Source organism: Pseudomonas sp. UBA3153 (genome assembly GCF_002364635.1).
Classification (GTDB): Bacteria; Pseudomonadota; Gammaproteobacteria; order Pseudomonadales; family Pseudomonadaceae; genus Pseudomonas_O; species Pseudomonas_O kuykendallii.
The window spans coordinates 31282-52605 of sequence record NZ_DEYR01000030.1 but is presented as its reverse complement, the minus strand read 5'-3'; the positions used below and the strand labels follow the sequence as shown (position 1 = coordinate 52605).

The following is a 21324-nucleotide window of genomic DNA, read 5'->3' as shown; positions in this document are numbered from 1 at the left end:
AGCGCGCACTAAATGTGAGCGTGCCTATAAAAATCGTCTAGCTTTACACCCTCAACTAATAATATGGTTATAAAAACCTGCCGACGGGCAGCGGAAGAACCACCTGAGGGACAGCCATGAAGCTTCAGCAACTGCGCTATATCTGGGAAGTCGCCCATCACGACCTGAACGTGTCGGCCACGGCGCAGAGCCTGTACACCTCCCAGCCGGGGATCAGCAAACAGATCCGCCTTCTGGAGGACGAACTGGGCGTTGAAGTCTTCGCTCGCAGCGGCAAGCATCTGACGCGCGTGACACCGGCGGGCGAGCGGATCATCACCACCGCGGGCGAGATCCTGCGCAAGTGCGAGAGCATCAAGCAGATCGCCCAGGAATTCTCCAACGAGAAGAAGGGCACGCTGTCCATCGCCACCACCCACACCCAAGCGCGTTATGCGTTGCCTCCGGTGATCAGCAGCTTCATCAAACAGTACCCGGACGTCACCCTGCACATGCAGCAGGGCACGCCGCTGCAGATCGCCGAAATGGCCGCCGACGGCTCGGCCGATTTCGCCATTGCCACCGAGGGCCTCGAACTGTTCGGCGACCTGGTGATGATGCCGTGCTACCGCTGGAACCGCTGCGTGATCGTGCCCAAGGGCCATCCGCTGACCAAACTGCCCAAGCTGACCCTCGAGGGGCTCGCCGAGCAGCCGCTGGTGACCTACGTGTTCGGCTTCACCGGCCGTTCCAAGCTCGACGAAGCCTTCAGCCACCGCGGGCTGACGCCCAAAGTGGTGTTCACCGCGGTGGACGCCGACGTGATCAAGACCTACGTGCGCCTGGGCCTTGGCGTCGGCATCGTTGCCCACATGGCGGTCGACGAGAAACTCGATGACGACCTGGTCGCGCTGGACGCCAGCCACCTGTTCGAGTCCAGCGTGACCAAGATCGGCTTCCGTCGCGGCACCTTCCTGCGTGGCTTCATGTGCGACTTCATCGAGAAGTTCGCCCCGCACCTCACCCGCGACGTGCTGGCCAAGGCGGTGCAGTGCCACAACAAGGCCGAGATGGACGAGCTGTTCAAGAACGTCGAGCTGCCGGTCTACTGAGTGTCCGCGCCATGAAAAAAGCCTCCCGCTGGGAGGCTTTTTTCATGGCGCCAGGGATCAGTGGCTCAGGTGCAGCCCGCACTCGCGGTTGTCTTCGCCCTTGGTCGGGTCGAAGTAGTCGAACTCGTTGGGCAGGTCGTAGCGGGTTAGGTACTGGTAGAGATCCTTCGACGTCCAGTGCAGCAACGGCGCGACCTTGATCAGGCCGTCCGGGTTCAGGCTGATCGGCTGCATCGCCGCGCGCACGGCGGTGTCGGTGGCGCGCAGGGCGGTGAACCACACCTGCGGCGCGGTTTCGCGCAAGGCGCGGGCGAAGGGCTCCAGCTTGACCTCCTCGGTGAACGCCGCGTGACGCGGATCGTCCAGCGCCGGCGTGGCGCCTTCGACGGCTTCGCGGTGCGCGCGCGAGCGTTTCGGCAGGTAGATGCTCAGGTTGAGGTTCAGCTTGCGGCAGATTTCGTCGGCGCACCGGTAGGTGGCGTCGGTGTTGTAGCCGCTATCCATCCAGATCACCGGGATGTTCGGGTCGACGCGGCTGACCATGTGCAGAATCACCGCCTCGAAAGGCCGGAAATTGGTCGTGCAGATGGCCGTCTTGCCAAGGCCCAGCGCCCATTCCACGAGCTTCTCGGCGTCGTGGCCGAGTTCGGCATTGAGGGTGTCCAGATCGAGGCTCATGGCAGGCTCCTGTGATTGGGCGCGGTTCGCGAAGGAGGGCGATGGTACCAGCGCCGCCGGGCGCCAACCACCGCTCCGCGGTTCGATAGCCTTCGCCTGGGCTGGCTGCTAAAGTGCCGCCCCTTCGATAAGCAGTCTTTGGAGACTCCTGTGGAAATCGCTTGTCTCGACCTGGAAGGGGTTCTGGTACCGGAAATCTGGATCGCGTTCGCCGAACAAACCGGTATCGACGCGCTCAAGGCCACCACCCGGGACATTCCCGACTACGACGTGCTGATGAAGCAGCGCCTGCGCATCCTCGACGAGCACGGCCTGAAACTCTCCGACATCCAGAAGGTGATCGCCACGCTGCAGCCGCTCGAAGGCGCGCGCGAGTTCATCGACTGGCTGCGCGAGCGTTTCCAGGTGGTGATTCTCTCCGACACCTTCTACCAGTTCTCCCAGCCGCTGATGCGCCAGCTCGGCTTCCCGGCGTTGCTCTGCCACAAGCTGGTGGTGGACGAGAGCGACCGCGTGGTCGGCTACGAATTGCGCCAGAAGGACCCCAAACGCCAGTCGGTGATCGCGTTCAAGAGTCTCTACTACCGCGTGATCGCGGCTGGCGACTCCTACAACGACACCGCGATGCTCGACGAAGCACATGCCGGCATCCTGTTCCATGCGCCAGAGAACGTCATCCGCGAGTTCCCGCAGTTCCCCGCCGTGCATACCTTCGAGGCCCTTAAGCAGGAGTTCCTCAAGGCCTCCAATCGCAGCCTGACGCTGTAATTCCCGCCTGCCTGTGGCGGGCGACCGCTACAGGGCTTCCAGGGTGCGCAGCAGCACGCGCACCTTGGTCTTGGATTCCTCGTATTCCGCCTGCCAGTCCGAGTCGGCGACGATGCCGCCGCCGCCCCAGCAACTGACCTGACCATCCTTGACCAGCAGGCTGCGGATGGCAATCGAGCTGTCCATCTCCCCGCGCACGTCCAGATAGAGCAGCGAGCCGCAGTAGATCGAGCGGCGTGTCGGCTCCAGCTCGTCGATGATCTGCATCGCGCGGATCTTCGGTGCGCCGGTGATCGAGCCCCCGGGGAAGCAGCCCGCGAGCAGGTCGAGCGCATCGCGGCCTTCGGCCAGCTCGCCGCGTACCGCGCTGACCAGGTGGTGCACGTTCGGATAGCTTTCCAGCACGAACAGCTCGGGCACCTTCACCGAGCCGATGCGGCAACTGCGGCCGAGATCGTTGCGCAGCAGGTCGACGATCATCAGGTTTTCCGCGCGGTCCTTGTCGCTCGCCAGCAGCTCGCGGGCCTGTCGCTCGTCTTCGGCGGCCGTCGCGCCGCGCGGCCGGGTGCCCTTGATCGGCCGGGTTTCCACCTGGCCCTGGCTGAGTTGCAGGAAGCGTTCGGGCGAGAGGCTGAGGATCGCGCCGCCCCCCGCCAGCGCCTGGTAGGCGGCGAACGGGGTGGGGCAGGCGCGGCGCAACGCGCGGTAGGCCAGCCAGGGTTCGCCCTGGCACGGCGCGCGAAAGCGCTGGGCGAAGTTCACCTGGTAGCAGTCTCCGGCCGCTATGTAGGCCTGGATGCGGGCAATCGCGGAACGGTACTGCTCGGCGTCGATATCGGCGCGAAACGCGGCGCGCAGCGAGAACGGCTCAGGCTCGGACGTCGTGGGCTGCTCGAACAGGCGGCACAGCCGCTGGCGTTCGGACTCGGCCAGTGCCGGGTGGAACAGCAATTGGCTGGTGCCGTGTTGGTGATCGCTGATCAGCGCCCAGGCGTACAGGCCGAGGGCCGCCGTGGGCAGGTGCAGATCGTCCTGCGCCTGGCTCGGCAGGCGTTCCAGGCCGCGCCCGAAATCGTAGCCGAGGTAGCCGATCAGCCCGCCGGCGAAGGGCAATTCGACGTCCGCCGGCAGCTCGGCCGGGGCCAGTTCGGCAAGGGCCTGGCGCAGGCGCTGGAGAAAGGCTTCGGCCGGCTCATCGGCGGCAGGCGTGAATTCCGCCAGCGGCCAGGCACTGAGGATGTCGAAGCGTCCGCGCTCGGCGTCCGGGCGCCCGGCGTCGAGCAGCACGGCTCCCGGCGCGTCGCAGATCGAGGCGAAGAAGGCGGACGGGTCGGCGCGGTAACCGAGGGAGTGGAGGGAACAGGTCGACATGAGGAGGGGTCAGACGGGCACGGGAGGCGATTGTAGTGCCGCCGTACGCATGATCCTAGCCGCCAGGGGCTTCTTCGGCGGCTGCTGGGGTCGGTTGAGGCCTGATTCGCGGCGATGCGGCTCGCGGTGAGGCCTCGACAGCCCCTAGAATGTCGGAGTCCGAGGAGTATGACTCCGACTAACAACCATAAGGACGAGGACCCAGGCCGTGGACGCAGTTCTAGATCCAGCCTCAAGCAGTCTGTCGCGCTCGAAGCTGTTGCCGCCGCAACCGTCCGCGAGCCTTCCCCGGCCCCATCTCCAGGCCCTTCTCGGCGCACCCTCCGCGCGGCTGGTGCTGTTCTGCGCCCCCGCGGGCTTCGGCAAGACCACCGCACTGGCCGAACTTGCGGCGTCGCGCAGCGCCGAGGGCTACGCCAGCGCCTGGTGTTCCCTGGGCGAAGGCGACGATGATCCACTGCATTTCCTGACTGAGCTGATCGCCGCATTGCGCAGCGCCTTTCCGGGCATCGGCGCGGATGCGCTGAGCTATCTGCGCAACACCATGCAGGTGCCGGTGGCCGCGGTGGTGGAAAGCCTGCTGGCGGACCTGTCCGAGCAGCGGCAGCCGCTGCTGCTGGTGATCGACGACGTGCATCTCATCCAGGACCCCGACCTGCTGGCCGCGCTCAATCGCATGGTGTTGCTGGGGCCGACCGGATTCGTCCTCGCCCTCGGCAGCCGCTCTCTGCCCGCGCTGCGCCTGGCCAGCCTGCGCGCCAAAGGGTTGTTGCTGGAGATCGGCAGCGACGAGTTGCGCCTCAGCCTGGAGGAAACCGGCGAATACCTGCGCGGCGCCGGGCTCAGCGTGGATACCGCCACCGTCGCGGCGCTGCATGCGCAGACCGAGGGTTGGCTGGCCGGTGTACACCTCGCCAGCCTGTGGCTGCACAACCGTTCCGATGACGCACCGATGCCCCGCAACGTCAGCGAACTGGCGGTCGGCGACTACCTGTTGAGCACCGTATTCGAGCAACTGCCGGAGCCGCTGCAGGAGCAACTGCTGGCGCTGGCGGTGGCCAACCAACTGAGCGGCGAACTGGCCGGGGCACTCACCGGCTGCGACGACGGGCAGGCATTGCTGGAGGAACTGGAGCAGCGCCAGCTGTTCCTCGAACCGCTGGATCGCGCCCGGCACTGGTACCGCTTCCACCACCTGTTCGCGGACTTCCTCCGCGCGCGCCTGCGCCAGCGCGACCCGGAACGCCTCAAGTACCTGCATTTCAACGCCAGCCTGTGGTTCACCAACCATCACATGCAGAACCTGGCGATCGAGCACGCCTGCCTAGCCGAAGACCAGGAAATGCTTGCCGCGCTGGTGGATGGCTGCGGGCTGGAGCTGATCAACCGGGGTCAGCTCAGCCAGATCTACCGCTGGCGCCAGCAGATTCCCGACGCCATTGCCGAGCGCTACCCGGTGCTGGTGTTGGCGACTGTCTGGGAGAAGGCGGCCGGCCAGTCGTTGCCCGAGGCCAAGCGCCTGCTCGACGAACTCCTGCAACGCTGGGACGCGGGCGAAGGCGCGCCGCTGCAACAGGGTTACCTGGCTGCCATGGCGGTGAAGGCGCTGATCGCGCTGCAGAAGGACGAACTCGCGCTGTGCGTGGAACTGGCCGGCAAGGTCGAAGCTCGGCTGGGTCAGCATGCGGCGTTCCTCGAGGTGGCACTGCTACTCGTCGGCGCGCTGGCGCAGGTGATGCTCGCCCGTCCCGAAGCGGCGCGGCACCTGCTCGCGCTGGCGCAGCAACGCAATCACTTTCTCGAGGGCCGCTACCTGGCGATGCAACTGAGCAACGTCGAGGTGCTGCTGGCCTTGGAGCAGGGCTGCACGCGGCAGGCGCAGCTGCTTTCCGAGCGCCTGCGCGGGCGGCTGATGCCGTGGTTCGGCGACAGGTCCCGCGCGCTGGCGCTGCCCGCCATCACCGAGTCACTGATCGCCTACCAGCAGGCGCGTTACGACGGACTCGAGGAGCGCCTCGGACGCGCGCTGCGCCAGGTCGATGTGATCAACCCGATCGACCTCTATGCCCAGGGCCTGCTGTTCCTCTCGCGCCTCCAGCGCGCCCGCAACCAGACCCGCGAGGCGCTGGAAAGCCTGGTGCTGCTGCAGGGACTCGCGGTGCGCAACCAGTCCTGGCGCTTCCAGGCACAGGCGGTGGCGGACGAGATCGCGCTGATCCTGCAGCAACCGGCAGCGGACCGCATCCGCCGCGCCGAGCAGCGCCTGAAAAGCCTCGACTGGGAACGTCATGCCGCGCATTACGCCGCGCAGCCGTTCAATCCGGTGCGCTGGAGTCTGGGCGTTAGCCGCGTGCGCCTGCAACAAGCGCGCGGGCAATACAGCGAGGCGTTGCACGAGATCGCCCAGTTGCGTGAGCTGCTGCAACCCGGCTGGCATGGGGTGCAGCGCCTGCGCCTGGAGATGCTCGCGGCGCTCAGCCACCAGCGGCTGGGCTATCAGGAGCGGGCGTTGAGCACGCTCGTGCAATGCCTCATCGATGCCGAGCGCGAAGGGCTGCGCAGTCTGTTCATCGAGGAGGGCGAAGCCGTCCGGCAGATGCTCCAGCAGCTCGAAGTCACCGAGCGCCAACCGGCGCTGCAGGGTTTCATTCGCGGCCTGCTGACGGTCTGGCCGGGCAGCCCGGCGCGCGAAACGATCGAGTCGCCTGGCGATGACCTCACCGATCGCGAGATGGAGGTCATCCGGCTGGCCGCCACCGGCATGTCCAACGAGGAGATCGGCGTTCGCCTGGCGCTGGCGCTGGGCACGGTGAAATGGCACCTGCACAACATATACGACAAGCTCAAGGTGCGTAACCGCACCCACGCGATCCGCCGCGCCCGCGAACTGGAGTTGCTCGACGCATGAATGGCCCACTGGCTCAGGTATCCGGATTTCCGCTGCTGCGCACCAAGCTGGCGCCGATGGACCGCGGGCAGCAGGCGCAGCTGGCACGCAGCGCGCTGGTCGAGCGTCTGTTCGCCGCCCGCGAGCGGCGCCTGCTGATCGTCAGTGGGCCGGCGGGCTACGGCAAGAGCACGCTGCTGGGCCAGTTCGCCGGGCGCCTGGCGGCGTCCGGCGAGTGCGTCGCCTGGCTTTCCTGCGACGAGTCGGACAGCCCGCCGGAGCGCCTGCTGCGCTATCTGATCGCCGCCATCGGTGCGTTCTGCCCCGGCTTCGGCAGCCGCGCGATGGGGCTGCTCGACGATCAGGCCAACTGGCCGGAAGAGGCCCTGCTGGAGGCGCTGATCGCCGACCTGAAGACACTGGAGCGCCCGCTCTACCTGCTGCTGGACGATTTCCACCGGCTCCGCCATCCGTTCCTCGGCAAGGGCGGACGCTACCTGCTGGAGCGCCTGCCGGAGCACGTCCACCTGGTGGTCAGCACCCGTTTCGGGCCGCTGTTCATCGAGGACGATCCGGTGCTCAAGGCGTCGGTGTTCTGGATCAAGGCCGAGGACCTGCGCTTTTCTCGCGACGAGATGGCGCGCTATTTCTCCGAGGTATGCGTGCTCGAGCTGGACGACGCGCAGCTCAAGCAACTGGGTAAACGCTGCGGAGGCTGGATCACCGCCCTGCATCTAGCGGCACTGGGAATGCGCCGGCAATCCGATCGGGCGCGTTTCATCGCCGATTTCTCCGGGACCGAGCGGACGCTGGCGGACTACCTGGAGGAAGACGTGCTCGAGGGCCTGCCGCAGTCGCTGCTGGCGTTCCTCGAGCAGACCTCGCTGTTAGACGAGTTCAGCGCCGAGCTGTGCAACGCCCTGACCGGGCGCCGCGATGCGCTGGACATGCTCCTGCGCCTGCAGAGCGAGCAGCTGTTCGTCATCGCACTGGACGAGCGCGGCGAGTGGTTCCGCTATCACCCGCTGTTCGGCGAATTCCTCCAGGGCCGCCTGGACAAGCGCGGCGACAGCACCAACCTGTTGCAGGCTGCGGCGCGCTGGTGCGAGAGCAACGAGCAATCGGAACGGGCCATCGGCTACGCGCTGCGCGCCCGGGACTACCCGCACGCGGCCGACCTGCTGGAACGCAAGGGCGCCGGGCTGATCGCTGGCAACCGCGTGTACGGCGTGCTGAAGCGGCTCGAGCAGGTCCCCGCCGAGGAAATCCGCGAGCATCCGGTGTTCCAGATCTTCTATGCCTGGCAGCTGGCTTTCGAGCAGAAGTACGCCGAGGCCGAGGCCCTGATCGAGGAGGTCAGCACGCGCCTGATGCAGGGGCAGGGCAGGCCGATGCACTACGGCCTGGCCGAACTGCTCGCGGCCGCGCAGGTGCTCAAGGCGCTGGTGATGCTCTATCAGGACAAGCTGGAAAGCTGCCTGAAGGTGTCGCGCTACTGGCTGAAACTGGCGCCGGAGAACCAGACGGTGTTCCGCGCCAGCCTGTTCTGCGTGCAGGCCGCCGCCTTCGGTCTGCTGGGCGACTACGGCGAGGCGGCCAGCTCGATCGCCCGGGTGCATGAGAACCTCAAGGAGGTGAACAGCGAATACCTGCTGGCGCTGACCAGCCTGATCGAGGCGCTGATCTGCAAGGAAAGCGGCGAGCTGGAACGTGGTCGTTCGATCGCCGAGGCGGCGCGCGGCCGGGTCGAACGGGTCTTCGGAGCCAACAGCCGGGTAGGCGGCCCGCTGGCGCTCGCCTATGCCGATCTCCTGTACGAACAGGATCGGCATGCGTCGATCCTCGGCGAGCTGCCGGCGGCGAACACCTGGCGCGATGTGGCGACGCCGCTGGAGCTGTTCAGTCGCGGGCAACTGGTGATGGCTCGGACGCGGTTCTTCTCCGGCGATACCCGGCAGGGGCTCGGGCAGCTCGATGCCTGGCTCACCGGCTTGCAGGGCGCGGGGCAAGAGCGCGTGCTGGCGCTGGGCATGGGCTGCAAGGTGCAACTGCTGCTGTGGCAGCGCCAGCTTGGCGAGGCCGAGCGCATCTGCCTGCAGCTGGCGCGCCTCATGGAAAGCCTGCCTGCCGAACGCTATCCCGACGCCTGCACCGCGCTGGCCCTTTCACAGGCGCGCCTGGCGCTCAGCGAAAGGCGCCCGGAGAAGGCCCAGGCCGTGCTGGAAAGCAGCCTTGCCGGCGAAGCGGCCGAGCACCAGCGCGATCGTCGGCTGCGTCTGTCGCTGCTGCTGGCGGTGGCGTACTGGCGCAAGGGCTATCTGGAGAAAGCCTTCGCGCTGTTCCAGGCTCACCTGGAAGACGCCTGGAGCCGGGGTTACCGCCGCGCCTTCCAGGACGATGCGCTCTGGCTGTTGCCGCTGTGGGAGGCCTGGAAGGTGCAGGAGCCGCTGCGTGCGAGTGCCTGGGAAGGGCTCGGCGAGTTGCTGCGCGGGCAGTTCGCGCGCCTCGGCATCGACCCGGACACGATCGACGAGAACCAGGACGTCAGCTACCGCGAGCAGGAAATCCTGCGTTTCGTCGCCGCCGGCATGTCCAACCGCGACATCGCCCATGCCGTGCACCTCTCCGAGGCGACGATCAAATGGCACCTGCACAAGCTGTTCGCCAAGATGGGCGTGCGCAGCCGCACCCAGGCGGTGCTCAAGGGCAAGACGCTGGGCCTGATCAGCGAAGGCTGAGAGGGCCGGCGCCGCGGGGCGCCAGCGGGTTCAGTCCTTGTTCGGCACGTGGCCGAACAGCGATTGCGCGAAGCGCACGCGCTCTTCCGGACTTTCCTGAACGTCCTGCTCGGCCAGTTGCGCGAGGTGCGCCTCGACGGCGTGGGTGCGCAGGGTCAGGCCGCAATCGTTGGCGATCTGGATGTTCAGGCCGGGGCGGGCGTTGAGTTCGAGGATCAGCGGGCCCTTGTCCTGGTCCAGCACCATGTCGACGCCGATGTAGCCCAGGCCGCACAGCTCGTAGCAGCCGGCGGCCAGGCGCATGAAACCGTCCCAGTTCGGCAGTTGCACGCCGTCCACCGCGTTGGTGGTGTCCGGGTGCTTGGTGATCTTGGCGTTCAGCCAGGTGCCCTTGAGGGTGATCCCGGTCGCGAGGTCGACGCCGACACCGATCGCGCCCTGGTGCAGGTTGGCCTTGCCGCCGGATTGCCGGGTCGGCAGGCGCAGCATGGCCATCACCGGGTAGCCCATCAGCACGATGATGCGGATGTCCGGCACGCCTTCGTAGCTGATGCTCTTGAAGATCTGGTCCGGGGTTACGCGGTATTCGATCAGCGCGCGGTCGCGGTGGCCGCCGAGGGAGTACAGCCCGGTGAGGATGCTGGAAATCTGGTGCTCGATTTCCTCGTGGCTGACGATCTTCCCGGATACCGTCTTGTAGCGGTCCTCGAAACGGTCGGCGATCACCAGGATGCCGTCGCCGCCAGCGCCTTGGGCCGGCTTGATCACGAAATCGGTGCGCTCGCCGATGATCTCGTCGAGCTTGTCGATTTCCTTCTCGGTGGTGATCACCCCGTACATTTCCGGCACGTGGATGCCGGCCTCGATGGCGCGCTGCTTGGTGATGATTTTGTCGTCGACGATCGGGTACAGGCTGCGCTTGTTGTACTTCAGCACGTAGTCCGCGTTACGCCGGTTGATGCCCATGATGCCGAGCGCTTCCAGGGCCTTCCATCTCTTCCACAGACCGATCATGGCTCAATCCTTGAGAAAGGCTTTGAAGCGGAACAGCTCGGTCAGGCGGTAGCCGCGGTAGCGACCCATCGCCAGCATGAAGCCGACCATCACCAGCAGGATCGCCGGGAAGGTGAACACGAAGTAGACCAGCTGCGGCACCATCATCAGCAGGTGCGCCAGGGTCGCGGCGAACAGCGTGCCGATCGCCACCTTCATCGCGTGGCCGGCGCCGCGCTCTTCCCAGGTGATCGACAGGCGCTCGATGGTCATGGTCAGGATCACCATCGGGAACAGCGCCACCGACAGCCCGCGCTCCAGGCCGAGCTTGTGGCTGAGCAGGCTGATCACCGCGATCAGCACCACGACGAAGGTCAGCACCACCGACAGCCGCGGCAGCATCTGCAGTTTCAGGTGTTCGAGGTAGGAGCGCAGCGACAGGCCCAGCGCGGTGATCAGGGTGAACAGCGCGATGCCGAAGCCCAGCTGCGTCTCGCGGAAGGCCAGGGCGATCAGCACCGGGGTGAAGGTGCCGAGGGTCTGCAGGCCGATCAGGTTGCGCAGGATGAGGATCACCAGCACGCCGATCGGGATCATGATCATGATCTGGTAGGTCTGCTGGGTCTGCAGCGGCAGGCCGTAGAGCGAGTATTCGAGAAAGTCGACGTCGGTGTTCTCGTCGGTCAGCTTGGCCAGGCGGATGGCGTTCATCTCGCTGTTGTTCAGGGTGAAGTTGACCTGGATCTTCTTGCCGCCATCCAGCGTCACCAGCGGCTCGTCGCCGGTCCACCACATCAGGCGGTCAGCCGGCAGGCCCTGTTCGCCGGTCTCCGGGTTGAAGTACAGCCACTTGTCGCCGTTGAAGCTGCGCAGCCAGAGTTCCGGGTTCTGCGGTTGGTCGGCGATCAGGCGGAGGGTGTGCACGCGCTCCATCGGCACATGGGCGATGGACAGCAGCAGGTCGACCACCTTGGCCTTGTTGACGGTGGATTGGTCGCCGCCCAATAGCAGCTTGACGTTGTCGTCGTTGACGTTGTTGACCCGCTTGATGGTCTCGCCGACGAAGGTTTCGACGTCCGCCGAATGCTGGCGGATCGGCGCCATCAGCGCTTCGGCGGCGATCTTCTCGGGCCCATCCACGAGAATCTGCTCGTCGCGGAAGATCGGCCCCTTGGGCTTGAGTTGCTCGCCGCTGTAGCGCTTGGTCAGCACCAGGCGGTAGTAGAGCGTTTGGTTTCCCTTGGCACGGCGCGCCGACCAGGTCACCTTCCGGTTGTCGCCGGTGCGGTTGATGCTCACGCCATAGTTGTTGGAGATGAAGCTCTCGTTGAGGCTGACGTAGTTCTGGTTCAGCGGCGGAACGAACATCTGCACCTTGACCGGCTCATGCGGCGTGGCGACGAACTCGACCTTGGCATCGATGTTCCACAGATCGTCGGTTTCGTCCTCGGTTACCGGGATGCCGAGGATGAAGATCTGGTAAGCCGTAATCAGAACGCCCAGCGTCACCAGCACGGTGATCAGGACTTTCAGATGCAGGGTAAGAGAGCGCATGGGGTCTACTCGGCAGAGATTGAGTCGGCACATCCGGGCTTGCCGGCGGCGTACTTGAGGCTGGGGTCGACCAGCGCATCGAAGCGCTTGAGCGCCTCGGAGCCGATCAGGAGCGGGTATTCGAAGGCGCTGCGGTCGGTGAGATTGACCTCGATGTCGCGCCGGGCGCGGCCCATGCAGACACTCAGCTCGATCACCGGGCGCGCGGTGTAGGTCTTGCCCTGTTCAGGATCGTAGTCGCCCGAGCGGCGCTTGATCTTGCTGATCCGCGCCAGCGGTCGCTCGATGGGATGGGCATGGGCGTCGTCGATGGCGAGGTAGAAGCGTACCCAGGATTCGCCGTCGCGCTTGAAGCGCTGGATGTCCCGGGCGCTGAGCGAGGCGGTCTTGGCGCCGGTGTCCAGCTTCGCCGCCACTTCCAGATCCAGTTCGGCGAGGCGCGCGTGCTCGTTCAGGCCGTACACGGTCTTCTCACCGGCGAAACCCGCGTCGGGCGCAAGGAACAGGCAGAAGAGGGAAGGAGCGAAGGGCTTGAATCTCATACGTCCTGGATGATCGCGGCGGCGGGTCGGCATGACCGGCGGGTGGCTGGAGCCTTTGTTCTCGGGGCTCGCGGGCATGGCGGGCATCATTCCTGGGCAGCGCAAGCGGTGGGCATTCTAGCATGCTGATTTTCTGCGGTGACAGACGCATATAGGCCGCAACAGCGGTGGTTCTGGCCATGGCGTCTTTCGGTCATTCCGAAAGATTGTCAACAATCCGATGATCGCGTTTGACTGAATAGGGTCTTCAAGCGTAATTTTTCTCGAACCAAACCTTGCTGGTGTCGACAATATGCTGGAAGCCGCGGATATCAATCCAACCGTTGCGGACGAGTCGGAAACCCTTTCCGAGCACGTCTTCCGGCGTATCCAGGCGGCCATCGTCAAGGGCGAGATCGCTCCTGGCAGCAAGATCTCCGAGCCGGAGCTGGCCCGCGTCTACGGCATCAGCCGCGGCCCGTTGCGCGAGGCGATCCACCGGCTGGAAGGCCAGCGCCTGCTGGTGCGCGTGCCCCACGTGGGTGCTCGCGTGGTTTCGCTGAGCTACGCCGAGTTGATCGAACTCTACGAAATCCGCGAATCTCTCGAAGGCATGGCCTGTCGCCTGGCCGCGGAGCGCATGAGCCAGGCAGAGATCGACGAGCTGCGCCAGGTGCTGGACATGCACGAGCGCGACGAGGCGTTCCAGGCCGGGCTGGGCTACTACCAGCAGGAGGGCGACTTCGATTTCCACTACCGGATCATCCAGGGCAGCGGCAACCGCACGCTGACGCAGATGCTCTGCGGCGAGCTCTACCAACTGGTACGCATGTACCGCATCCAGTTCTCGGCGATACCCAATCGTCCGCGCCAGGCATTCACCGAACACCACCGCATTCTCGACGCCATCGCCGATGGTGACGGAGAGCTCGCCGAACTGCTGATGCGCCGTCACATCGCCGCGTCCAAGCGCAACGTCGAGCGCCATTATCCCAGCGCCCATCCGGGCACCCAGGAAACAACGACAACAAGAGGTCAGCCATGAGTCATGTATCTGCCGGGCAACGTTTCCGTGACGCCGTAGCCAGCGAGCACCCGTTGCAGGTGGTCGGGGCAATCAACGCCAACCACGCACTGCTGGCCAAGCGCGCCGGCTTCAAGGCGATCTACCTGTCCGGTGGCGGCGTGGCGGCGGGCTCGCTGGGGGTTCCCGACCTCGGCATCACCGGTCTCGACGACGTGCTCACCGACGTGCGCCGGATCACCGATGTCTGCGACCTGCCGCTGCTGGTGGATGTCGACACCGGCTTCGGCTCCTCGGCGTTCAACGTGGCCCGCACGGTCAAGTCGATGATCAAGTTCGGCGCCGCCGCGATCCACATCGAGGATCAGGTGGGTGCCAAGCGCTGCGGTCACCGGCCGAACAAGGAAATCGTTTCCCAGCAGGAAATGGTCGACCGCATCAAGGCCGCGGTGGATGCACGCACCGACGACAGCTTCGTGATCATGGCGCGTACCGATGCGCTGGCGGTCGAGGGCCTGGAGTCCGCGCTGGAGCGTGCCGCGGCGTGCGTGGAGGCGGGGGCCGACATGGTCTTTCCCGAGGCGATCACCGAGCTGGACATGTACAAGCTGTTCGCCGAGAAGGTCCGTGCGCCGATCCTCGCCAACATCACCGAATTCGGTTCGACCCCGCTGTACACCACGCAGGAGCTGGCCGGCGCCGATGTTTCCCTGGTGCTCTACCCGCTGTCGGCCTTCCGCGCGATGAACAAGGCGGCGGAAAACGTCTACACGGCGATCCGCCGCGACGGCACCCAGAAGAACGTGGTCGACACCATGCAGACGCGCATGGAGCTGTACGAGCGCATCGATTACCACGCCTTCGAGCAGAAGCTCGATGCGCTGTTCGCCGCCAAGAAGTGACCGATCGGGCCGCGTATCGAGCAGGCGGCACCGATGAACAACAAGAACATCAACCGGATCAGATGAGGAACAACCCGCGATGAGCGCAACCCAAGAGACGACCACGCCGGGCTTCAAACCCAAGAAATCGGTGGCCCTGAGTGGCACCGCCGCCGGCAACACCGCCCTGTGCACCGTCGGCCGTACCGGCAACGACCTGCACTACCGCGGCTACGACGTACTCGACTTCGCCAACCGCTGCGAATTCGAGGAAATCGCCCACCTGCTGGTGCACGGCAAGCTGCCCAACGTGGCCGAGCTGGCCAGCTACAAGGCCAAGCTCAAGGCGCTGCGTGGCCTTCCGGCAGCGCTCAAAGCCTCGCTGGAACAGCTGCCGCCCTCGGCGCACCCGATGGATGTGATGCGTACCGCCGTCTCGGTGTTGGGCTGCGTATCGCCGGAGAAGGACGACCACAACCATCCCGGCGCTCGCGATATCGCCGACAAGCTGATGGCCTCCCTGGGGTCGGCGCTGCTGTACTGGTACCACTTCAGCCACAACGGCAAACGCATCGACGTGGAAACCGACGATGACTCCATCGGCGGGCATTTCCTCCACCTGCTGCACGGCGAAAAACCGCGCGAGTCGTGGGTGCGTGCCATGCACACGTCGCTCAACCTTTACGCCGAGCACGAATTCAACGCCTCCACCTTCACCTCGCGGGTGATCGCCGGGACCGGTTCGGACATCTATTCCTGCATCGCCGGCGCCATCGGCGCATTGCGCGGCCCGAAACACGGCGGCGCCAACGAGGTGGCCTTCGAGATCCAGAAGCGCTACGACAATCCGGACGAAGCCGAGGCCGATATCCGTGCGCGCGTAGAGCAGAAGGAAGTGGTAATCGGCTTCGGCCATCCGGTCTACACCGTGTCCGATCCACGCAACAAGGTGATCAAGGAGGTCGCGCGCGAGCTCTCCGTCGAACAGAGGAACAGCAAGATGTTCGACATCGCCGAGCGCCTAGAAACCATCATGTGGGACATCAAGAAAATGTTCCCCAACCTCGATTGGTTCAGCGCCGTGAGCTACCACATGATGGGCGTGCCCACCGCCATGTTCACGCCGCTGTTCGTCATCGCCCGCACCTCGGGCTGGTCGTCCCATGTGATCGAGCAGCGCATCGACGGCAAGATCATCCGCCCGAGCGCCAACTACACCGGTCCCGAAGACCTTAAGTTCGTGCCGCTCAAGGATCGCCCATGATCAGCATGAACACGAAGTACCGCAAAAACCTGCCGGGTTCTGCGCTGGACTACTTCGACACCCGCGAGGCGGTCGAGGCCATCACACCCGGTGCCTACGACAAGCTGCCCTACACCTCGCGCGTGCTGGCCGAACAACTCGTCCGGCGCTGCGACCCGGCGCTGCTCACCGATGCGCTGAAGCAGCTGATCGAGCGCAAGCGCGATCTGGACTTCCCCTGGTACCCGGCGCGCGTGGTGTGCCACGACATCCTCGGCCAGACCGCGCTGGTGGACCTAGCCGGCCTGCGTGACGCGATTGCCGACAAGGGCGGCGACCCGGCTAAGGTCAACCCGGTGGTGCCCACCCAGTTGATCGTCGACCACTCGTTGGCCGTGGAATACGCCGGTTTCGACCCCGATGCGTTCGAGAAGAACCGCGCCGTGGAAGAGCGTCGCAACGAGGACCGTTTCCACTTCATCGAGTGGACCAAGACCGCGTTCAAGAACGTCGACGTGATCCCCGCCGGCAACGGCATCATGCACCAGATCAACCTGGAGAAAATGAGCCCGGTGATCCAGGCTCGCGACGGCGTGGCCTACCCGGACACCTGCGTCGGCACCGACAGCCATACGCCGCACGTGGATGCCCTGGGCGTGATCGCCGTCGGCGTTGGCGGGTTGGAGGCGGAAACCGTGATGCTTGGTCGTGCCTCGATGATGCGCCTGCCCGACATCGTCGGCGTGGAGCTCACCGGCAAGCGCCAGCCCGGCATCACCGCGACCGATATCGTGCTGGCGATCACCGAGTTCCTGCGCAAGGAGCGGGTGGTCGGCGCCTACGTGGAGTTCTTCGGCGAAGGTGCCAATAGCCTGTCCATCGGCGACCGCGCGACCATCTCCAACATGTGCCCGGAATACGGCGCCACGGCCTCGATGTTCTACATCGACCAGCAGACCATCGACTACCTCAAGCTCACCGGGCGCGAACCGCAGCAGGTGGCGCTGGTGGAGCAGTACGCCAAGCTCACCGGCCTGTGGGCGGATGCCCTGGTGACCGCCGAGTACGAGCGGGTGCTGCGCTTCGACCTGTCCACCGTGGTGCGCAACATGGCCGGTCCGAGCAACCCGCACAAACGCCTGCCGACCTCGGCGCTGCAAGAGCGCGGCATTGCCGGCGAAACCTTGTTGGCCGCCGCCAAAGTGGAAGAGAGCGAAGGCCTGCTGCCCGATGGCGCGGTGATCATTGCCGCCATCACCAGTTGCACCAACACCTCCAACCCGCGCAACGTGGTGGCTGCCGGCTTGTTGGCGAAGAAGGCCAATGCCCTCGGCTTGCTGCGCAAACCCTGGGTGAAGACCTCGTTCGCGCCGGGTTCGAAGGTGGCCAAGCTGTACCTGGAAGAAGCCGGCCTGCTCAGCGAGCTGGAGCAGTTGGGGTTCGGCATCGTTGCCTATGCCTGCACCACCTGCAACGGTATGTCTGGCGCGCTGGACCCGGTGATCCAGCAGGAAATCATCGACCGCGACCTGTATGCCACCGCCGTGCTGTCGGGCAACCGCAACTTCGACGGCCGTATTCACCCGTACGCCAAGCAAGCATTCCTGGCCTCGCCGCCGCTGGTGGTCGCCTACGCCATCGCGGGAACCGTGCGCTTCGATATCGAGCAGGACGTGTTGGGCCATGACCACGCCGGCAACCCGGTAACGCTGAAGGATCTGTGGCCCAGCGATGAGGAAATCGACGCCATCGTCGCTGCCTCGGTGAAGCCCGAGCAGTTCCGCCAGGTCTACATCCCGATGTTCGACCTGGGCACCTTCGCCGAAGCGGAAAGCCCGCTCTACGACTGGCGCCCGCAGTCCACCTATATTCGCCGTCCGCCTTACTGGGAAGGCGCGCTGGCCGGCGAACGCACGCTCAAGGGCATGCGCCCGCTGGCGTTGCTGCCGGACAACATCACCACCGATCACCTATCGCCTTCCAACGCGATCATGCCCGACAGTGCGGCCGGCGAGTACCTGGCGAAAATGGGCCTGCCGGAGGAGGACTTCAACTCCTACGCGACCCACCGCGGCGACCACCTGACCGCCCAGCGCGCCACCTTCGCTAACCCGCAACTGGTCAACGAGATGGCCGTGGTTGACGGCCAGGTGAAGAAGGGTTCGCTGACCCGTATCGAGCCCGAAGGCAAGGTCACCCGCATGTGGGAAGCGATCGAGACCTACATGGCGCGCAAGCAGCCGCTGATCATCGTGGCCGGCGCGGACTACGGCCAGGGCTCCTCGCGGGACTGGGCCGCCAAGGGCGTGCGCCTTGCGGGTGTGGAAGCGATCGCCGCCGAAGGGTTCGAGCGAATCCACCGCACCAACCTGGTGGGCATGGGCGTACTGCCGCTGGAATTCAAACCCGGCACCAATCGCCTGACCCTGGGCCTGGACGGCACCGAGCTGTACGACGTGCTCGGCGAGCGCACCCCGCGTGCAACCCTGACGCTGGTGATCACGCGCAAGAACGGCGAACGCCTGGACGTGCCCGTGACCTGTCGCCTGGATACCGCCGAGGAAGTGTCAATCTACGAAGCCGGTGGCGTGCTGCAGCGTTTCGCCCAGGACTTCCTGGAAGCGACCGCAACCGCCTAAACGCGATCCCGTAGGGTGCGCTGTGCGCGCCACAGGCAGCGAGGTCTGTGCTGGTGCGCACGGCGCACCCTACGGGACCTCCGAATTGTTCAGGAAACAGGCCATGTCTCACGCAGCGCAAATCAAGATTCCCGCCACCTACATGCGTGGCGGTACCAGCAAGGGCGTGTTCTTCCGTCTGCAAGACCTGCCCGGCAGCGCACAGGTGCCGGGCGAAGCCCGCGACCGGCTATTCATGCGCGTCATTGGCAGCCCCGACCCGTACTCCGCACAGATCGACGGCATGGGCGGTGCCACGTCCAGCACCAGCAAGTGCGTGATCCTGTCGAAAAGCAGCCAACCGGACCATGACGTCGACTACCTCTACGGCCAGGTTTCCATCGACAAAGCCTTCGTCGACTGGAGCGGCAACTGCGGCAACCTCTCTACCGCCGCGGGCGCCTTCGCCCTGCATGCCGGCCTGATCGACCCGGCGCGCGTGCCGGACAACGGGGTCTGCGTGGTGCGGATCTGGCAGGCCAACATCCAGAAAACCATCGTCGCCCACGTGCCGGTCAGCGCCGGACAGGTGCAGGAGACCGGCGACTTCGAGCTGGACGGGGTGACCTTTCCGGCCGCGGAGATCGTGCTGGAGTTCCTCGATCCGTCGGATGACGGCGAGGAGGGCGGTTCGATGTTCCCCACCGGCAATCTGGTGGACGACCTCGAAGTCCCCGGCGTGGGAACCTTCAAGGCGACGATGATCAGCGCCGGTATCCCCACGGTGTTCGTCAACGCCGATGACATCGGTTATCAAGGCACCGAACTGCGCGAGGACATCAACGGCGATCCCACGGCGCTGGCGCGTTTCGAAGCGATTCGTGTCGCCGGGGCGTTGCGCATGGGGCTGATCAGGACGGCTGCAGAGGCGGCGACGCGCCAGCACACGCCGAAGGTCGCGTTCGTCGCCAAACCCAAGAGTTACGCAGCATCCAGTGGCAAGGCCGTGCAGGCCGGCGATGTCGACCTGCTGGTGCGCGCGTTGTCGATGGGCAAGCTGCACCACGCCATGATGGGCACCGCCGCGGTGGCCATCGGCACCGCGGCAGCAATCCCCGGCACGCTGGTGAACCTGGCCGCCGGCGGGGGCGAGCGCACCGCGGTGCGCTTCGGGCATCCCTCGGGCGTATTGCGCGTAGGGGCGGAGGCGACGCGAATCGACGGCGAATGGGTGGTGAAGAAGGCCATCATGAGCCGCAGTGCGCGGGTACTCATGGAAGGCTGGGTGCGGGTGCCGGGCGACGCGTTCTGAGTGATGTTCGGGCGTCCGCTATTGGCCGCCCGACCTCACAGGCGGCTGGTGCCCAACAGCAGGCCGCCAGCGCCCATATAAAAGGCACCGGTGGTCTTGTTCAAGCGAATCACGCCCTTGCTGGTCTTCACCAAACGGCGGATTTGCAGCCCGAACAGCGCGTAGACCACCGAGGCGCAGTATTCAGCCAGCAGGTAGGTGGTGCCCAGGTAGAGGAACTGCTCGGTGGCCGGCTGATCCGGCTTGATGAACTGCGGGAAGATGGCTGCGAACAGCAGGATCGCCTTGGGGTTGCTGATGCCGATGAGAAACTCCTGCAGCATCAGCCGCCAGACGCTCCGCTGCTGGCTTGAGGATTGAGTACCCTCGAGCATGTCCAGCCCGCTGAAATCACGGCTGCGCCAGGCGACGATACCGAGATAGAGGAGGTAGGCGGCGCCGATCCACTTGATGGTGGTGAAGGCGGTTTCCGACGCCAGCAGCATCGCGCCCAGGCCGATCGCGGAAATCGTCAGGAAGATCGCGAACGCCAGCACCCGGCCACTGGTCGCCAGCACGGCAGCGCCTACGCCACGTCGAATGCCGTTGTTCAGCGCGCAGAAGTTGTTGGGCCCTGGCATCACCGAAATGAGCAGTGCAACGGGGGCGAAGAGTACGGCGTCCATCAGGGTCATGTGGGCAGGTCCGGGATGTGCGTTGGGCGTTACTTCAGGCGGCGTTCGACGCCTTTTTCCACGAGGATCTTTGCCGAAATCTCTTCCACCGAGAAATGAGTGGAGTTGATGAAGGCGATGTTTTCCCGACGAAACAGCGCCTCGACTTCGCGCACTTCGAACTCGCACTGGGCGAAGCTGGCGTAGCGGCTGTTCGGTTTGCGCTCATGGCGGATCGCGGTGAGCCGGTCGGGGTCGATGGTCAGGCCGAATAGCTTGTGCTTGAACTGCTTGAGCGCCGGCGGCAGTTGCAGACGCTCCATGTCTTCCTCGGTCAGCGGATAGTTGGCGGCGCGGATGCCGAACTGCATGGCCATATAAAGGCAGGTGGGGGTTTTGCCGCAGCGCGACACGCCGACGAGGATCAGATCGGCCTTGTCGTAATAGTGGGTTCGCGCGCCGTCGTCGTTGTCCAGGGCGAAGTTCACCGCCTCGATGCGCTCCATGTAGTTGGCGCTGTGGGCGATGGAATGGGATTTGCCTACCGAGTACGAGGAGCTGGCGATCAGCTCGTGTTCAAGGGGCGCAAGGAAGGTGGAAAAGATGTCGATCATGAATCCGTTGGATTTTGCCAGGATGTCACGGATTTCTTGGTTAACTATGGTGTCGAAGATGATCGGACGGGCGCCATCCCGATCTGCCGCATCGTTTATTTGCTGTACCATTGCGCGCGCTTTTTCGACGCTATCGATGTACGGTCTGGTGAGTTTGTGAAAGGTGATGTTCTCGAATTGCGCCAACAGACTCTGGCCGAGCGTTTCGGCAGTGATGCCGGTGCCATCGGAAATGAAGAAAGCGGTTCGTTTCATTGCGCTCAGGCCTTAAGGTAGGAACGATTCTTGGCTATCATGGCGCCCGGTTTCAGGGGCCTGCCGAAGGGCATTGTCACTTATTTCCATGGGGTGGGCCACAAGGCTGGAGCCGCGGAATCC

At 65.1% G+C, this 21324-nt stretch carries 16 protein-coding genes; 9 read left to right on the top strand and 7 right to left on the bottom strand.

What is annotated here, in order from left to right; translation table 11 throughout:
* The first annotated feature begins 116 nt into the window (after window positions 1–116).
* On the top strand, window positions 117–1091 hold the full coding sequence (gene cysB, locus B2X67_RS06380; RefSeq protein WP_090230995.1) for an HTH-type transcriptional regulator CysB: 975 nt from the start codon (window positions 117–119) through the stop codon (window positions 1089–1091).
* A gap of 57 nt (window positions 1092–1148) precedes the next feature.
* Here the strand turns inward: cysB and B2X67_RS06375 are convergent, their stop codons facing one another.
* Window positions 1149–1769, bottom strand: coding sequence for a phosphoadenosine phosphosulfate reductase family protein (locus tag B2X67_RS06375; protein ID WP_282343043.1), 621 nt, complete (start codon window positions 1767–1769; stop codon window positions 1149–1151).
* Window positions 1770–1919: 150 nt separating this feature from the next.
* Between B2X67_RS06375 and thrH the strand changes: the two genes are divergently transcribed.
* The gene (gene thrH / locus B2X67_RS06370; RefSeq protein WP_273231548.1) at window positions 1920–2537 is read left to right on the top strand and encodes a bifunctional phosphoserine phosphatase/homoserine phosphotransferase ThrH; all 618 of its coding nucleotides are present in this window, start codon (window positions 1920–1922) and stop codon (window positions 2535–2537) included.
* Between the two features lie 27 nt (window positions 2538–2564).
* Here the strand turns inward: thrH and pabB are convergent, their stop codons facing one another.
* Window positions 2565–3908, bottom strand: a complete 1344-nt coding sequence (pabB, locus tag B2X67_RS06365; protein ID WP_286784973.1) for an aminodeoxychorismate synthase component I — start codon at window positions 3906–3908, stop codon at window positions 2565–2567.
* Window positions 3909–4116: 208 nt separating this feature from the next.
* Between pabB and B2X67_RS06360 the strand changes: the two genes are divergently transcribed.
* On the top strand, window positions 4117–6816 hold the full coding sequence (locus tag B2X67_RS06360) for a LuxR C-terminal-related transcriptional regulator (RefSeq protein WP_286784972.1): 2700 nt from the start codon (window positions 4117–4119) through the stop codon (window positions 6814–6816).
* Window positions 6813–9533 (top strand): helix-turn-helix transcriptional regulator, encoded by a 2721-nt coding sequence (locus tag B2X67_RS06355; RefSeq protein WP_376747762.1) that lies wholly within the window; start codon window positions 6813–6815, stop codon window positions 9531–9533. The genes B2X67_RS06360 and B2X67_RS06355 overlap by 4 nt, the downstream gene beginning before the upstream one ends.
* Before the next feature lie 30 nt (window positions 9534–9563).
* On the opposite strand, the gene B2X67_RS06350 is transcribed toward B2X67_RS06355, so the two are convergent.
* From B2X67_RS06350 to B2X67_RS06340, 3 genes are read right to left on the bottom strand one after another with little or no spacing between them, the layout of a single operon-like run.
* Entirely contained in the window at window positions 9564–10544 is a 981-nt protein-coding gene (locus tag B2X67_RS06350) for an alpha-L-glutamate ligase-like protein (protein ID WP_286785021.1), read from the bottom strand.
* 6 nt (window positions 10545–10550) lie between these two features.
* Window positions 10551–12080, bottom strand: a complete 1530-nt coding sequence (locus tag B2X67_RS06345) for an inactive transglutaminase family protein (RefSeq protein WP_273231545.1) — start codon at window positions 12078–12080, stop codon at window positions 10551–10553.
* A gap of 5 nt (window positions 12081–12085) precedes the next feature.
* On the bottom strand, window positions 12086–12622 hold the full coding sequence (locus B2X67_RS06340; RefSeq protein ID WP_090231088.1) for an ATP-dependent zinc protease: 537 nt from the start codon (window positions 12620–12622) through the stop codon (window positions 12086–12088).
* A gap of 292 nt (window positions 12623–12914) precedes the next feature.
* Between B2X67_RS06340 and B2X67_RS06335 the strand changes: the two genes are divergently transcribed.
* The 5 genes from B2X67_RS06335 to prpF all read left to right on the top strand — a co-directional run bounded on the left by B2X67_RS06335 (window position 12915) and on the right by prpF (window position 19679).
* The gene (locus B2X67_RS06335; protein ID WP_273231543.1) at window positions 12915–13646 is read left to right on the top strand and encodes a GntR family transcriptional regulator; all 732 of its coding nucleotides are present in this window, start codon (window positions 12915–12917) and stop codon (window positions 13644–13646) included.
* Window positions 13643–14527 carry a methylisocitrate lyase gene (gene prpB, locus B2X67_RS06330; protein WP_273231542.1) on the top strand — a complete coding sequence of 295 codons (885 nt, stop codon included), beginning with the start codon at window positions 13643–13645 and terminating at the stop codon, window positions 14525–14527. The genes B2X67_RS06335 and prpB overlap by 4 nt, the downstream gene beginning before the upstream one ends.
* Window positions 14528–14606: 79 nt before the next feature.
* Window positions 14607–15770 carry a bifunctional 2-methylcitrate synthase/citrate synthase gene (gene prpC, locus B2X67_RS06325; RefSeq protein WP_273231541.1) on the top strand — a complete coding sequence of 388 codons (1164 nt, stop codon included), beginning with the start codon at window positions 14607–14609 and terminating at the stop codon, window positions 15768–15770.
* Window positions 15771–15775: 5 nt separating this feature from the next.
* On the top strand, window positions 15776–18388 hold the full coding sequence (gene acnD / locus B2X67_RS06320) for a Fe/S-dependent 2-methylisocitrate dehydratase AcnD (protein ID WP_273231661.1): 2613 nt from the start codon (window positions 15776–15778) through the stop codon (window positions 18386–18388).
* Window positions 18389–18491: 103 nt separating this feature from the next.
* Window positions 18492–19679, top strand: a complete 1188-nt coding sequence (prpF, locus tag B2X67_RS06315; RefSeq protein ID WP_286784971.1) for a 2-methylaconitate cis-trans isomerase PrpF — start codon at window positions 18492–18494, stop codon at window positions 19677–19679.
* Window positions 19680–19714: 35 nt separating this feature from the next.
* Here prpF and B2X67_RS06310 read toward each other — a convergent pair whose 3' ends face one another.
* Window positions 19715–20353, bottom strand: a complete 639-nt coding sequence (locus tag B2X67_RS06310) for a LysE family translocator (RefSeq protein WP_286784970.1) — start codon at window positions 20351–20353, stop codon at window positions 19715–19717.
* Window positions 20354–20382: 29 nt separating this feature from the next.
* Complete coding sequence (ppsR, locus tag B2X67_RS06305) at window positions 20383–21201, bottom strand: posphoenolpyruvate synthetase regulatory kinase/phosphorylase PpsR (RefSeq protein WP_090230983.1); 819 nt, start codon at window positions 21199–21201, stop codon at window positions 20383–20385.
* Between the last annotated feature and the right edge of the window lie 123 nt (window positions 21202–21324).

What these genes read in the sequence shown, in the direction of transcription:
- prpF (WP_286784971.1), top strand. Translation starts at nt 18,492, where the DNA reads ATGTCTCACGCAGCGCAAATCAAGATTCCCGCCACCTACATGCGTGGC.
- cysB (WP_090230995.1), top strand. Translation starts at nt 117, where the DNA reads ATGAAGCTTCAGCAACTGCGCTATATCTGGGAAGTCGCCCATCACGAC.
- prpB (WP_273231542.1), top strand. Translation starts at nt 13,643, where the DNA reads ATGAGTCATGTATCTGCCGGGCAACGTTTCCGTGACGCCGTAGCCAGC.
- B2X67_RS06335 (WP_273231543.1), top strand. Translation starts at nt 12,915, where the DNA reads ATGCTGGAAGCCGCGGATATCAATCCAACCGTTGCGGACGAGTCGGAA.
- B2X67_RS06375 (WP_282343043.1), bottom strand. Translation starts at nt 1,769, where the DNA reads ATGAGCCTCGATCTGGACACCCTCAATGCCGAACTCGGCCACGACGCC.
- B2X67_RS06340 (WP_090231088.1), bottom strand. Translation starts at nt 12,622, where the DNA reads ATGAGATTCAAGCCCTTCGCTCCTTCCCTCTTCTGCCTGTTCCTTGCG.
- ppsR (WP_090230983.1), bottom strand. Translation starts at nt 21,201, where the DNA reads ATGAAACGAACCGCTTTCTTCATTTCCGATGGCACCGGCATCACTGCC.
- prpC (WP_273231541.1), top strand. Translation starts at nt 14,607, where the DNA reads ATGAGCGCAACCCAAGAGACGACCACGCCGGGCTTCAAACCCAAGAAA.
- acnD (WP_273231661.1), top strand. Translation starts at nt 15,776, where the DNA reads ATGAACACGAAGTACCGCAAAAACCTGCCGGGTTCTGCGCTGGACTAC.
- B2X67_RS06355 (WP_376747762.1), top strand. Translation starts at nt 6,813, where the DNA reads ATGAATGGCCCACTGGCTCAGGTATCCGGATTTCCGCTGCTGCGCACC.
- pabB (WP_286784973.1), bottom strand. Translation starts at nt 3,908, where the DNA reads ATGTCGACCTGTTCCCTCCACTCCCTCGGTTACCGCGCCGACCCGTCC.
- B2X67_RS06310 (WP_286784970.1), bottom strand. Translation starts at nt 20,353, where the DNA reads ATGACCCTGATGGACGCCGTACTCTTCGCCCCCGTTGCACTGCTCATT.
- B2X67_RS06345 (WP_273231545.1), bottom strand. Translation starts at nt 12,080, where the DNA reads ATGCGCTCTCTTACCCTGCATCTGAAAGTCCTGATCACCGTGCTGGTG.